Genomic DNA, 13,352 nt, shown 5'->3' with positions numbered 1-13,352 from the left:
GGCGCCCCGCGAGGCGGGAGTAGATGATCACCCGGTCCGGGCGCCCGTATCGCGCTGCACGGCCCACAGCGCCGCCTCCGTCCGGGACGCGGCACCGGTCTTCCGCAGCAGGTTGGAGACGTGCACGGTGACCGTACGCACCGAGATGCCGAGCGCTCCGGCGATCTGCTTGTTGCTCCTGCCCTCGGCCAGGCAGCCGAGCACCTCCCGCTCACGCGCGGTCAACTCAGGCTCGCGCAGGTGCTCGGCGAGGTCGTCCCGCCCTCCGGCGACGGCCAGCAGCTCGGTCAGCCGGTACGGGTTGCCGCCCGTACGGCGCCACACCGCGTCCGAGAGCTCGCGCGGTGGCCCGTCGTCCCCGTACGCGTAGCCGAGAATCTGGGCTACGTGCCCGGCGGAGAGCGGACCCAGGTGGCGGCGCACGGCTCCCGGGGCGCCGGCCAGGCGCTCCAGTGCCCGGACGGCCAGCGCCGGGTCGGCCGCGGTGTCCGGCGGCCGGGAGGTCACCACGAGCAGCGCGGGAAGATCCGCGCCGGCCAGCTCGGCGATCAGGCTCAGGCTCGCCGGGTCCAGCGCGTGGAGATCCTCGACCAGCAGCACGGCCGGCCGACCGGCGACCAGCGCGCGCACCGCCGTCACCGCCAGCCGCAGCAGGGCGTCCGGCGCGTACCGCTCACGGGGGACATCGGGGTCCTGGGCGAGCCAGGCCAGCGCGTCCGGCGGCACCGGCAGGTCCGGGCGCGGCCCGTGGGTGGCCAGCACGGCGGCCAGCCAGTCGTAGGGCGCGGGGGAGTGCAGCCGCGCCGACCCGGACAGCACCACTTCAGCGCCCGCGACCTGCGCCGCGGCGGCGGCCAGGGTGCTTTTGCCGGTTCCGGGCAGCCCGGTGAGGACGGCGGGGACACAGCGGCCGCCGCCGCGCACACGTTCCCAGGCGTGCCGTAACTCCTCCAGCTCGGCCGCCCGGCCCACCATCGGTACCGGCATCACCACCCAACACTACGTAGTACGTACTACAGACATGCTCTCCGCCCTTTGGCAGTCTTGGAGCATGAGCATGGTGCTACGCGCGGTCGCCGCCTCCGATCAGGGGCTGGTCCGGTCGAACAACGAGGACGCGGTCTTCGTCGGTGGACGGCTGCTGGTCGTGGCGGACGGCATGGGCGGCCTGCCCGCCGGGGAACTCGCCAGCGACATCCTGGTCACCTCGGTCGCCGTCGTCGACGACCTGCCCGACACGGGGGAACCCCTGCAGGATCTGATCGCCGCGCTCGGCACGGCGAACGAGCGGATCGAGGCCGCGGTCGCGGACGACGACGCCCGCGACGGCATGGGTACGACGGTGACGGCGCTGCTGCTGGCCGGTGACCGCGTCGCGGCCCTGAACGTCGGCGACTCCCGCTGCTACCTGTTGCGCGAGGGGAGCCTGACCCAGATCACCCGCGACGACACGTACGTGCAGGCCCTGGTCGACCAGGGGGTGCTCACCCCGGACGACGCCCGGCGGCATCCGCAGCGCGCGCTGGTCACCCAGGCCGTGCAGGGCGGACCGTTCCGGCCGGCCGGGCGGATGGTGCCGGTGCAGAAGGGCGACCGGTTCCTGCTGTGCAGCGACGGGCTCAGCGACTACGTCGAGGACGAGGTCATCGCGACGACGCTGCGGGCGTACCCGGATCGGCAGGTCTGCGCGGCGGAGCTGATCGCGCGGACGCTGGAGGCGGGCGCGCCGGACAACGTCACCGTGATCGTCGCCGATCTCGAGCCGGCGGACGACTAGAATCGACCGGTGCTGATCACCACCGAGCGTCTGGTGCTGCGCCGGTTCCGGCTCGAGGACGTCCCGGCGCTGGCTCGGTACCGCTCCGATCCCGAGGTCGCCCGCTACCAGTCGTGGCGCTCGCCCTACTCGCTCGACAAGGCCCGCTACGCGGTCCAGACGATGGTCGCGGCCGATCCCGGTCAGCCCGGTTGGTTTCAGTACGCCGTCGAGCTCCCGGGTGAGGCGGCGCTGATCGGCGACGTGGGCGTCAACCTGGCCGACAACCTGCGGCAGGCCGAGATCGGCTACACCCTCGACCCGCGCTGGCAGGGGCACGGCTACGCGTCGGAAGCGGTTCGCGGCGTCCTCGGTCACCTCTTCTCCGTGGCGGGGCTGGCGCGCGTGTCGGCGGAGTGCGACGCCCGCAACACGGCGTCGGCGCGGCTGCTGGAACGGGTCGGCTTCACCCGCGAGGGTCTGCGCCGGCAGCACACCTGGATCAAGAACGAGTGGACCGACGACCTGCTCTACGGCCTGCTGTCGAGCGACTGGGAGAGCGCGCGCCGGTAGTTCGCCACCCGGTCGAGCGGTTGTCCACAGTCTCGGCGGGAACCAGGGCGCGGCGGGGCCGGCCGGAGCTATGGTGCTCGTGCGTCACCGCCCGTCCGTCCGGCAAAGGAGCCGTCATGACCAGTCGCCTGAACCCGTACATCTCGTTTCCCGACGGCACCGCGCATGCCGCGATGGAGTTCTACCAGTCGGTCTTCGGCGGCGACCTGCGCGTGAGCACCTTCGGCGAGTACGGTGCGCCCGACCCCAGCCTGACCGACAAGATCATGCACGGCATGCTGGAGACCCCGAGCGGGTTCACCCTGATGGGCGCCGACACGCCACCGGGCATGCCACACGTCGCCGGCACCAGCATCTCGGTCAGCCTCAGCGGCGACGACGCCGACGAGCTGCGCGGCTACTGGGAGAAGCTGTCCGACGGCGGCACGGTGACCATGCCGCTGGAGAAGCAGATGTGGGGCGACGAGTTCGGCATGTGCAAGGACCGCTTCGGCGTCGACTGGATGGTCAACATCACGGCGAAATCCTGACGGGTGCTGGAGCGACTCCGCCGGATCTGCCTCGCCCTGCCGGAGGTCACCGAGCGGCTCAGCCACGGATCGCCGACCTGGTTCGTCCGGGGCAAGCGGTCCTTCGTGTCGCTCATGGCGGACGGCCACCACGACCTGCACTTCCCGCACCTGTGGTGTGCCGCCCCGCCGGGCGCTCAGGAGGAGCTGATCGCGGCCGACCCCGACCGCTTCTTCCGGCCGCCGTATGTCGGCCATCGGGGCTGGCTCGGCGTGCGGCTGGACGGTGAGGTGGACTGGGGCGAGATCGCGGAGCTGTGCGAGGACGCGTTCCAGACGGTCGCCCCGAAGTCGCTGCGGGCCGCGGTCGAACAGCGGCGCACCGACCCGTCCTGAGGCTGCCGCGCGGCTTGAGTGTCTCGCGCGGAGCGCGGGGTGCTATCCGGCAGTCTCCGCCCACCGGTGACCTCCACCCGTAGTCCCGGGCGGCGGGGCTGGCGGACCTCCAGGTGCGGGCCGGAAAGTATCTCGAGATCATGCTACGGCGCTTGATCTCGTCACCCCGTTTGCGTGGAGTCCGCACACGCGAAGCAGGCGGGTGAGCACGTGAAGACGCGACCGGCTCATGCGGCGGGCCCGCGACGCGAGCGCATTCCGGGGCCGGTGCGGCCATGGCCCGGGTTGTTGTCCGGCGGCGGCACGGTGACCCTGCTGCTGGAGAAAGACATGCGCCGACGACCGTGCCGACGGGGACAGCGGGCACGCGAGGCCTTGACGTGTCGGTTCGAGGCCGTCGACGCGTCGATCGCGTCGAGCATTGGCATGCAGCCGGGCTGTGTTGTTTCCAGGCTGCCGGGAGCGTGTCGGTTCTAGGCTGCGGATCATGACCGAGGAGCGGGCGGGCGTCCGGATGCGGCGCGCCTACGTGGCGCTCGCTTGCTGGTACGCGGCGGTGTGGCTCGCGCCGGCGGTTCTGGCGACGTTGATCAACATTTCGAACGTCGGCGACACCCCCGGCTACACGGAGGTCCAGGGCCGGGTGACGCGGTGCGTCGGCGAGTTCGGGTGCCCCTCGGAGCCGATCGGCCTCGGCGGCGTCCTGTTGTGGACGGCGATGGTCCTGGCGCCGAGTCTTCTGATGGCGGTGCCGCTCTGCGTGCGTCTCGCCCGCAAGTGGGAGATGCCGATCCTGGCGGGATCCGTCGCGGCTGTCACCAGCTGGATGACCTTCTGTCTGGGCTTCTGGCTCATCCAGGAGGTCTGGGCGGGCTGACAGCAGCCCTGGTGTAAGGGGTGGGGCACAATATCGGTCATGACAACTAACTCGGTGCCGTTTGGTTACCGCCTGGTCAGTGGCCCGCCGGAGGTCGACGACTACCTGGGTCTCCGCGAGCGGGCCGGACTGTCGCCGCGCCGGCCCGACCAGGCGGCGGCCGCGCTCGGCGGCAGTTGGGCGGCCGTGCACGTGGTGCACGAGCAGACCCGGACGACGGTCGGCATGGGCCGGGTGCTCGGCGACGGCGGCTGGTATTTCCACGTGGTGGACATGGCTGTCCTGCCCGAGCATCAACGCCGCGGGATCGGGGACGCGGTGCTCAGCACGCTCCTGGAGGCCATCCGGCGGGAGGCGCCGCCCGGTGCGTACGTGAATCTGCTGGCCGATCCGCCGGGCCGCCGGCTCTACGAACGGCATGGTTTCCAGCCGACGGCGCCGGCCTCGGAGGGGATGGCCCTGACTCTGCGCTGACCGGCACCGGCGGACGGCGGCGGGTTCGCCGCCGTCCGGGTCCGGGTTCAGCTCTCGAGGCGCGCCCAGGCCGCGCCCTGCGGCGGGTTCGCCGCCGTCCGGGTCCGGGTTCAGCTCTCGAGGCGCAGCCAGACCGCGCCGAGCGGCGGCACCCGCAGCGACGCCGACGCGTTCAGCCCGTGCCACGGCAGGGCCTCGGCGTGCACCTCGCCCAGGTTGCCCACGCCGGAGCCGCCGTAAAGGGAGCTGTCCGTGTTGATGATCTCGCGCCACACGCCCGCGCGTGGCAGGCCGATGCGGTAGCCCTCGTGCGGGACCGCCGCGAAGTTGATGATGCAGGCGAGGGTGTCGCCGTTGGGGGCGAACCGCAGGAACGAGAACGTGTTGTGCTGCGAGTCCTCGGAGGTGATCCACCGGAAGCCGCTCGGGGTGGTGTCCTGCGTCCACAGCGCCGGGGTCTGCCGGTACTCGCGGTTCAGGTCCTTGATCAGGCGGTGGATGCCGCCGCCGCGGCTCTCGTCGGCGAGCAGGTCCCAGTCGAGGCCCCGTTCCTCGCTCCACTCGCGTTCGTCGCCCATTTCGGCGCCCATGAACAGCAGTTGCTTGCCGGTGAAGGCCCACATGAAGCCCAGCAGGGCGCGGTTGTTCGCCAGCTTCTGCCAGAGGTCGCCGGGCATCTTGCCGGTCAGTGAGCCCTTGCCGTGCACGACCTCGTCGTGGCTGATCGGCAGGATGTAGTTCTCGCTCCAGGCGTACACGGTGGCGAAGGTCATCTGGTGGTGGTGCCACTGCCGGTAGATCGGCTCCTTCTCCATGTAGGAGAGGGTGTCGTTCATCCAGCCCATGTTCCATTTGAAGCCGAAGCCGAGGCCGCCGAGGTGGGTCGGGCGGGTGACGCCGGGCCAGGCCGTCGACTCCTCGGCGATGGTGACCACGCCGGGGTTGTGCTTGTAGACCGTCGCGTTCATCTCCTGCAGGAAGCTGATCGCGTCGAGGTTCTCGCGGCCGCCGTACTGGTTCGGGGTCCACTCGCCGTCCTTGCGCGAGTAGTCCAGGTAGAGCATCGAGGCGACCGCGTCGACGCGCAGGCCGTCGGCGTGGAACTCCTCGCACCAGTAGAGCGCGTTGGCGACCAGGAAGTTGCGGACCTCGCGGCGGCCGAAGTCGAAGACGTACGTGCCCCAGTCCGGGTGCTCGCCGCGCCGCCAGTCCTCGTGTTCGTAGAGCGGGGTGCCGTCGAAGCGGGCCAGGGCCCACTCGTCCTTGGGGAAGTGGGCCGGCACCCAGTCCAGGATCACTCCGATGCCCGCCTGGTGCAGCTTGTCGACCAGGTAGCGGAACTCGTCCGGGTTGCCGAAGCGCGAGGTCGGCGCGAAGTAGCCGGTGACCTGATATCCCCAGGAGCCGCCGAACGGGTGCTCCATCACGGGCATCAGCTCGACGTGGGTGAAGCCGGTCTCGACCACGTAGTCGACCAACTGGGTGGCCAGCTCGGTGTAGGACAGGCCCGGCCGCCACGAGCCGAGGTGCACCTCGTAGGCGCTCATCGGCTCCTGGTGCCAGTGCCGGGTGGCGCGTTCGGCCATCCACTGGCCGTCCTGCCACTCGTAGGAGGACTCGAAGACCACCGACGCCGTGGCCGGCGGCACCTCGGTGTACTGGGCCATCGGGTCGGCCTTCTCGCGCCACACGCCGTCCCGGCCGAGGATCTTGAACTTGTACTTGGTGCCGGCCGCCGCGCCGGGGAGGTAGAGCTCCCAGACGCCGCTGCTGCCGAGGGAGCGCATCGGCAGCCCGTCGTACGGCCCCCAGCCCGCGAAGTCGCCGATGACCTGCACGCCACGCGCGGACGGCGCCCACACGGCGAACGCGACGCCCTCGCCGCGCGGGTGGGCGCCGAGCACCGTCCACAGCTTCTCGTGCCGGCCCTCGCCGATCAGGTGCAGGTCGAGCTCGCCCAGCGTCGGCGGATGCCGGTACGGGTCGTCGCAGACCGTGCCGTCCACGTCGACGCGGTAGTCGAACACGGAACCCGGCACCTCGGCGGCGAAGACGCCGTCGGGGTGCACCTGGGTCATCTCGGTGCGCTCGTCCCCGGCGATGACGGTGACGGTCTTCGCGCCCTTGCGCATCGTCCGGATCACCGTGTGGTCGCCGGTGGGATGCGCGCCGAGCAGCGAGTGCGGGTCGTGGGTGTCGCCCGAGATGACGGCGTGCAGCAGGCGTTGGTCGGCGCCGCCGGGGACGTTGGATGGTGCGGACGGGGGCGGGGCTTGCCCGATCATCGGTTCTTCCTCCGGGGTGTCAGCCGACGAGCCGGGCGATGGACCGCAGCGGAATCCGCAGCCATCCGGGCCGGTGCCGGGCTTCGTACGCGGCCTCGTAGACCGCCTTGTCGAGCTCGTACGCCGCCAGCAACGCGCCCTGCTCGCGCGGGTCGGCACCGGCGGCGGCCGCGTACCCGTCACAGAAGGATGCCCGGTTGCGGTCGACCCATTCGCGGGCCCGCGCGGCAAGATGATCCTCGTCGGCCTGGTCCACCAGCAGCTGGTACGCGGCGTACTCGTAGCTGCGCAGCACGCCGGCGACGTCCCGCAGCGGCGAGTCCGGCATCCGGCGTTCCTCCAGCGGCTGGCCCGGCTCGCCCTCGAAGTCGATGAGCAGCCACGCCTGCGGGGTACGCAGCACCTGACCGAGGTGCAGATCGCCGTGCACGCGCTGGACGGTGACCTGCTCGCCGGTCAGCTTGCGGAACCGTTCCTCGATGACGGGGATGTATTCGCGCAGCTCCGGCACGGTGCCGGCGGCGGCGTTCAGCCGGGCCACGACGGCGTCGACCGGGAACGGCGACGGTCCGGTGCCCAGCTGCTCGGCGAGGGTCCGGTGCACCGAGGCGACCGCCTCGCCCAGCCGGTACGACTCGCCGGCGAAGTCGCCGCCGGTTTCGTCGGCGCGCAGTTCGGCGTCGTCGGCGAACAGGTCGCGGGCGCTGGCCGTGGCCATCGCCCAGCCCTCGGCCGAGTTGGCCGCGTACGCGGTGACCATGCCCAGTGGGCAGGGCGAGCTCTCGGAGCCCATCTCGACGGAGCCGAGCAGCCGGGCGACGTGCGGGTTTCCGGCCCGGCCGAGCACGCGGTTGAGCTCGATGTCGGGATTGATCCCGCAGTCGACCCGCCGGAAGATCTTGAGGATGGCCTCCTGCTCGAAGATCACGCTGGTGTTGCTCTGTTCGGCGTCGAAGACCCGGGGTGCCGCGTCCACCGGCAGCGTGGTGCCGGGCTCCTTGGCGAAGACCACGTCGCCGACGATCGCCGACGAGTCGATGAGGGACAGCAGGTGTTTGGCGGCGCCGGTGTCGTAGAGGGCGTCGTAGCCGGTGCGGTCGTTGTCGGTGCCGATCGTGGCGACCGTGCTGTATTCGGAGATCGGGCCGTTGTCCCAGGCGACCAGCACCTGGTAGCGCTCCGAGCTGCCGTCGGTGTAGGTGGCGTCGACGAGCATCAGGTCGAGGTCGTCGCGCAGGGCCGTCACCGAGCCGGGCTCGGCGGAGGCCAGGGTCCGGCTGCGGCCCGCGTACCAGCGTTGCTGGGGCAGCCATTCGGCGAAGGGCAGCGTCATTGCTTCTCCTCGGACCCGCAGAGCTGGAACCAGTAGAACCCGTGGCCCGGCAGCGTCAGCAGATAGGGCAGCTGGCCGATGCGCGGGAAGTTCACGTGGCCGGTCAGCTCGACCGGGGTGTACCCGTTCCAGTGCTGCAGGTTCAACTCGATGGGCTGGGGGAACCGCGAGAGGTTGTTGACGCAGAGCACCACGTCGTCGCCCGCCTCGCGCAGGTATGCCAGCACCGACGGATTCGAGCCGCCGAGCTCGCGGAACGTGCCGATGGCGAACGCGTCGTGGCGTCGCCGTACGGCCAGCATGGTGCGGGTCCAGTTGAGCAGCGAGGTGGAGCTGTCGCGCTGGGCCTCCACGTTCACGGACTGGTAGCCGTAGATCGGGTCCTGGTTGGCGGGCAGGAAGAGCCGGCCCGGGTGGGCGGTCGAGAAGCCGGCGTTGCGGTCGGGCGTCCACTGCATCGGCGTACGGACGCCGTCGCGGTCACCCAGCCAGATGTTGTCACCCATGCCGATCTCGTCGCCGTAGTACAGCACCGGCGAGCCGGGCAGCGACAACAGCAGGGCGGTGAACAGTTCGATCTGGTTGCGGTCGTTCTCCAGCAGCGGGGCGAGGCGCCGGCGGATGCCGACGTTCGCCTTCATCCGCGGGTCCTTGGCGTACTCGGAGTACATGTAGTCGCGTTCTTCGTCCGTGACCATCTCGAGCGTGAGCTCGTCGTGGTTGCGCAGGAAGATGCCCCACTGCGCCATGTCCGGGATGCCGGGCGTCTGGGCCAGGATCTCGGAGATCGGGAAGCGCGACTCGCGGCGCACCGCCATGAAGATGCGCGGCATCAGCGGGAAGTGGAACGCCATGTGGCACTCGTCGCCGCCGGTCTCCGGGTCGCCGAAGTACTCGACCACGTCGGCCGGCCACTGATTGGCCTCGGCGAGCAACACCCGACCCGGGAACTCGTCGTCGATCACCTTGCGGCAGTGCTTGAGGAAGGCGTGCGTCTCGGGCAGGTTCTCGCAGTTGGTGCCCTCGCGCTCGAAGAGGTAGGGCACGGCGTCCAGCCGGAAGCCGTCGATGCCGAGGTCGAGCCAGAAGCGCAGGACGTCGAGCATCGCCTCCTGCACCCGGGGGTTGTCGTAGTTGAGGTCCGGCTGGTGGCTGAAGAAGCGGTGCCAGTAGAACTGCCGGCGCACCGGGTCGAAAGTCCAGTTCGACTCCTCGGTGTCCACGAAGATGATCCGCGCCTCGGAGTACGGCTCGCTCGTGTCGCTCCACACGTAGTAGTCGCCGTACGGGCCGTCGGGGTCGCGGCGCGACTCCTGGAACCACGCGTGCGAGTCCGAGGTGTGGTTCATGACCAGGTCGGTGATGACCCGGATGCCGCGCTTGTGCGCCGCGTCGAGCAGCGCGACGAAGTCGTCGACCGTGCCGAAGTCCGGTAGGACCTTGTAGAAGTCGCGGATGTCGTAGCCGCCGTCGCGCAGCGGCGAGTCGTAGAACGGCGGCAGCCAGAGGCAGTCGACGCCCAGCCACTGCAGATAGTCCAGGCGCTCGATGAGCCCGCGCAGGTCGCCGGACCCGTCGGCGCTGGAGTCGTAGAAGGCCCGGACGAGCACCTCGTAGAACACCGCGCGCTTGAACCACGTGCGGTCCGCCGGCAACGCGCGGGCGTGCCCGAAGTCATCGGCGGTGGGGTGCTCGACCACACCGTCCTCGACGTGGCTGCCCTCCGCGGGATCGTGCTCGACGGTATCGCCGAGGTCGTTCGTCAGATCCATCAGACGTTTCACCTACCCCAACCCCGCAGGAACTTGCATCGCGTGCGCCTTCAGCGGCGCGGGTGCACCACGAAGACATGTGCCGGCTCGACGTACGGATCGATCCGCACGGCGTTGTGCTGGCCCCACTCGTACGACGCCCCGGTGATCTGGTCGACCACGTCGAAGCGCTCGTGCCAGTCCATGCCCAACGCCGGCATGTCGAGGGTCGTGTTGCCCCACTGCACGTTCGCCGAGTCGAACGAGCAGATCGCCAGAACGGTGTTGCCCGTTTCCGGATCGCGTTTGGACCAGCACAGCAGCTCGGAGTTGTCGATCTCGTGGAATTCGGTGTTCCGCAGCCAGTGCAGCGCCGGATTGTCGCGCCGGATGGCGTTCAGCCGGGTGATGTAGGGCGCCAGCGACCGCCCGGCCCGCTCCGCGCCGGCCCAGTCCCGCGGCTTCAGCTCGAACTTCTCGTTGTCGATGTACTCTTCCGCGCCCGGGCGGGCCACGTGCTCGAACAGCTCCAGCCCCGAGTACATGCCCCAGGACGGCGAGAGCATGCTCGCCAGCACCGTCCGGATCTTGAACATCGGCGGGCCGCCGTGCTGCAGCGTCTCGTGCAGGATGTCCGGCGTGTTGGGCCAGAAGTTCGGCCGCATCCAGTCGATCGACGCCTTGAGCTGGTTGACGTACTCGCGCATCTCCCAGGCCGTCGTGCGCCAGGTGAAGTACGTGTACGACTGGGAGAAGCCGATCTTGCCGAGCCCGTTCATCATCGCGGGTCGGGTGAACGCCTCGGCGAGGAACAGCACGTCGGGGTCGACGGCCTTGACCTTGGCGATGCACCACTGCCAGAAGTTCAGGGCCTTGGTGTGCGGGTTGTCGACCCGGAAGATCTTGATGCCCTGCGCGACCCAGTGCAGCACGACGCGCAGCACTTCCTCGCGCAGGCCCTTCGGGTCGTTGTCCCAGTTCAGCGGGTAGATGTCCTGGTACTTCTTGGGCGGGTTCTCGGCGTAGGCGATGGTGCCGTCGGCGCGGGTGGTGAACCACTGCGGGTGGTCGCGGACCCAGGGGTGGTCCGGCGCGGCCTGCAGGGCGAGGTCCATGGCGACCTCGAGGCCGTGCTCGTTCGCCGTACGGATGAAGGCCCGGAAGTCCTCACACGTGCCCAGCCGGGGCTCGATGGCGTCGTGACCGCCCTCGTCGGAGCCGATCGCCCAGGGCGAGCCGACGTCCTCGGGACGGGCCACCAGCGTGTTGTTGCGGCCTTTACGGTTGATCTTGCCGATCGGGTGGATCGGCGGCAGGTACAGCACGTCGAAGCCCATGGCCGCCACCGCCGGGATCCGTCCGGCGGCGGTCGCGAACGTGCCGTGCTTGATCGGGATCGCATCGGGTCCGATCTCCGCGCCCTCCGAGCGCGGGAAGAACTCGTACCACGCGGAGTAGAGGGCGCGCTTGCGGTCGACCCAGATCACGTAGGAACGGGTGGTGGTCACGAGCTGGCGCACCGGGTTGTCCCAGAGCAGCTCCTCCAGCTCGAGGGCGGGGGAGACCCGGGAGAACAGCGAGCGCTGGTCGTCGCGCAGCGCGGCGGCGGCGTCGCGGACCCGCTCCTCCGCCTCCTGCGGCACGATCTTGGCGGCCAGGTCCAGCACCTCGGCGCCCTCGGCCAGGTCGTTGGCGAGGTCCTCGAGGCCCTGCCCGGCGCCGATCTTCTTGGTGACCGCGTTGCGCCAGGTCTGATAGGGGTCGTCGAACGCCTCGATCGTGAACGTCCACCGGCCCACCCGGTCCGGCTTGATCACCCCGTGCCACTGGTCCAGGCCCGGCTCGCCCGGCCGCAGCCGGGTGAACGGCTGGGCCTCGCCGTCCGGACCGGTCCATACCACGTTCACGCCCAGCGCGTCGTGGCCTTCCCGATAGGACACCGCCGAGACCGGGACGAGCTCGCCCACCACCGCCTTCGCCGGATAGCGGCCGCAGGACACGGACGGTGTCACGTCGTCGATGGGAAAGCGTCCGGTCATGATCTCCACCGTAGTCAGAATGCGCGGGAGGGTGCTCGGAGACGGGCGAAATGCATCGGCCGTTCACGCTAGTTTCTCCGCAATGGAGCAACCGCAAACGGCAGTGCGTTCGGCGCTGTTCAACCTACCGGAGCGAGCTCAGACCTACCCGTCGAGGCGCGCCTTTGCCCCACCGGAGAAAGTCGCTCAAAACCGTGCCGTGCCACACCCGAGCGGGCTGTGGATCGCGCGCCCGCGTCGCGGAGATCAAGCGGGGGCGGCGTCAGCCCACCGCGCCCCAAATGCAAGATCCGCAACGGTACGGCCGTGGGCGCACCCACCCGCAGCACCGTCGCCAACCGGCGCACGTACTCGAAGGCCAGGAACGTGGGATCGCCCAGATCGACATATGACTGCGGCACCCCGTCCACGCACACGGTCCAGCCCTCGGAGCGCGCGGGGTCCGGTTTCGGGGTGACGGTGCCGGACACCACCCGCGCGACGACCGTTGCGCGCCGGTTGCCGTGCGTTGCCATCGGGAGAGGGTGCTCACGGTCCGGCCCGAGCCGCCGAGCAATAGCGGTGAGGCACCCCGTCACGGGGCGCACCGAGCCCTGGGGGAAACATGGCGGGTCCGTCGACCGCGCTCTCGCCGGTCATCGCGGCCAGCACGCACTGGCTGGTCCGCGCCTACCCGGCGACCGGCGGGGACCGGGTCGCGCCCACCCTCAACGAACTCCAGGCCCGCCAGGCGATCACCGTGGCGGCGTGGCTGCGCTACCCGACGCCGGTCGACGCCGAACTCGTCGCCATGGCCGGCCCGGGCGGCTCCGCGGTGCTCGACTGGCGCACCGGCAGCGAACCCGACGACGACCTGGCCGAGGACGAGGGCTGGCGCACCTGGGTCGACGAGGTCGTCGTCAGCTGGGCCGCCTGCCTGCTCGCCGACCCGCTCCTGGCCGCCCGCGCGGTCGACGCGGTCGCCGCCGCCGTCCCACCGGGCCACGACCCGGCCGGCACCCGCCCGCGCCCCCGCCGCTTCGCGGGAGACCTCCCCGCCGAATTCCAGCGCCTGACGGCCCCGGACGAGCGCGAGAGCGCCGCCTCCATCCTCCTGCGCCACCCCGACCTGTTGGAGCCAGTGGCGGAGATGCATCGGGAAGATCTTTTCTATCTGTTGCCCATGGCCGCGCCTGCGGCACGGCGTGGATTGCGCCCCCGAGAAGGTGGTGTCGAGGGCGCCGAAACGAACCACGGCTTCGCCTAGTCCTTGCCCATGGCCGCGCCTGCGGCACGGCGTGGATTGCGCCCCCGAGAAGGTGGTGTCGAGGGCGCCGAAACGAACCACGGCTTCGCCTAGTCCGTTTCGGCGCCCTCGAC

Annotated in this window: 13 protein-coding genes; 7 read left to right on the top strand and 6 right to left on the bottom strand. The window is 70.4% G+C overall.

What is annotated here, in order from left to right:
* Nucleotides 1–27: 27 nt before the first annotated feature.
* Complete coding sequence (locus AB0M36_RS22420) at nucleotides 28–987, bottom strand: LuxR C-terminal-related transcriptional regulator (RefSeq protein WP_364161048.1); 960 nt, start codon at nucleotides 985–987, stop codon at nucleotides 28–30.
* 64 nt (nucleotides 988–1,051) lie between these two features.
* Between AB0M36_RS22420 and AB0M36_RS22415 the strand changes: the two genes are divergently transcribed.
* The 6 genes from AB0M36_RS22415 (at nucleotide 1,052) to AB0M36_RS22390 (ending at nucleotide 4,585) form a co-directional block, all read left to right on the top strand.
* Nucleotides 1,052–1,777, top strand: coding sequence for a protein phosphatase 2C domain-containing protein (locus tag AB0M36_RS22415; RefSeq protein ID WP_364160459.1), 726 nt, complete (start codon nucleotides 1,052–1,054; stop codon nucleotides 1,775–1,777).
* A gap of 9 nt (nucleotides 1,778–1,786) precedes the next feature.
* Nucleotides 1,787–2,329, top strand: a complete 543-nt coding sequence (locus tag AB0M36_RS22410) for a GNAT family protein (protein ID WP_364160457.1) — start codon at nucleotides 1,787–1,789, stop codon at nucleotides 2,327–2,329.
* Nucleotides 2,330–2,445: 116 nt separating this feature from the next.
* Nucleotides 2,446–2,859 (top strand): VOC family protein, encoded by a 414-nt coding sequence (locus AB0M36_RS22405; RefSeq protein WP_364160455.1) that lies wholly within the window; start codon nucleotides 2,446–2,448, stop codon nucleotides 2,857–2,859.
* Nucleotides 2,860–2,862: 3 nt separating this feature from the next.
* Entirely contained in the window at nucleotides 2,863–3,234 is a 372-nt protein-coding gene (locus AB0M36_RS22400; RefSeq protein WP_364160453.1) for an MmcQ/YjbR family DNA-binding protein, read from the top strand.
* 487 nt (nucleotides 3,235–3,721) lie between these two features.
* Nucleotides 3,722–4,111 (top strand): hypothetical protein, encoded by a 390-nt coding sequence (locus AB0M36_RS22395; protein WP_364160451.1) that lies wholly within the window; start codon nucleotides 3,722–3,724, stop codon nucleotides 4,109–4,111.
* Between the two features lie 39 nt (nucleotides 4,112–4,150).
* Nucleotides 4,151–4,585: a GNAT family N-acetyltransferase gene (locus AB0M36_RS22390; protein WP_364160449.1), complete on the top strand. Its 435-nt coding sequence runs from the start codon at nucleotides 4,151–4,153 to the stop codon at nucleotides 4,583–4,585.
* 110 nt (nucleotides 4,586–4,695) lie between these two features.
* On the opposite strand, the gene glgB is transcribed toward AB0M36_RS22390, so the two are convergent.
* From glgB to AB0M36_RS22365, 5 genes are all read right to left on the bottom strand, one after another.
* Nucleotides 4,696–6,804 carry a 1,4-alpha-glucan branching protein GlgB gene (glgB, locus tag AB0M36_RS22385; protein WP_364161046.1) on the bottom strand — a complete coding sequence of 703 codons (2,109 nt, stop codon included), beginning with the start codon at nucleotides 6,802–6,804 and terminating at the stop codon, nucleotides 4,696–4,698.
* Between the two features lie 85 nt (nucleotides 6,805–6,889).
* Nucleotides 6,890–8,203 carry a maltokinase gene (locus AB0M36_RS22380; RefSeq protein WP_364160447.1) on the bottom strand — a complete coding sequence of 438 codons (1,314 nt, stop codon included), beginning with the start codon at nucleotides 8,201–8,203 and terminating at the stop codon, nucleotides 6,890–6,892.
* Nucleotides 8,200–9,975: a maltose alpha-D-glucosyltransferase gene (gene treS, locus AB0M36_RS22375; RefSeq protein WP_364160445.1), complete on the bottom strand. Its 1,776-nt coding sequence runs from the start codon at nucleotides 9,973–9,975 to the stop codon at nucleotides 8,200–8,202. The genes AB0M36_RS22380 and treS overlap by 4 nt, the downstream gene beginning before the upstream one ends.
* A gap of 50 nt (nucleotides 9,976–10,025) precedes the next feature.
* Nucleotides 10,026–11,993 (bottom strand): maltotransferase domain-containing protein, encoded by a 1,968-nt coding sequence (locus tag AB0M36_RS22370; RefSeq protein WP_364160443.1) that lies wholly within the window; start codon nucleotides 11,991–11,993, stop codon nucleotides 10,026–10,028.
* Nucleotides 11,994–12,112: 119 nt separating this feature from the next.
* Nucleotides 12,113–12,508 (bottom strand): hypothetical protein, encoded by a 396-nt coding sequence (locus AB0M36_RS22365; RefSeq protein ID WP_364160441.1) that lies wholly within the window; start codon nucleotides 12,506–12,508, stop codon nucleotides 12,113–12,115.
* 89 nt (nucleotides 12,509–12,597) lie between these two features.
* Between AB0M36_RS22365 and AB0M36_RS22360 the strand changes: the two genes are divergently transcribed.
* Entirely contained in the window at nucleotides 12,598–13,239 is a 642-nt protein-coding gene (locus AB0M36_RS22360; protein WP_364160439.1) for a hypothetical protein, read from the top strand.
* The last annotated feature ends 113 nt before the right edge of the window (nucleotides 13,240–13,352 follow it).

The sequence above is a fragment of the Actinoplanes sp. NPDC051346 genome (genome assembly GCF_040682215.1).
GTDB lineage: Bacteria > Actinomycetota > Actinomycetes > Mycobacteriales > Micromonosporaceae > Actinoplanes.
The sequence above is the reverse complement of the archived record's forward strand: the minus strand, read 5'-3'. Positions and strand labels throughout refer to the sequence as shown.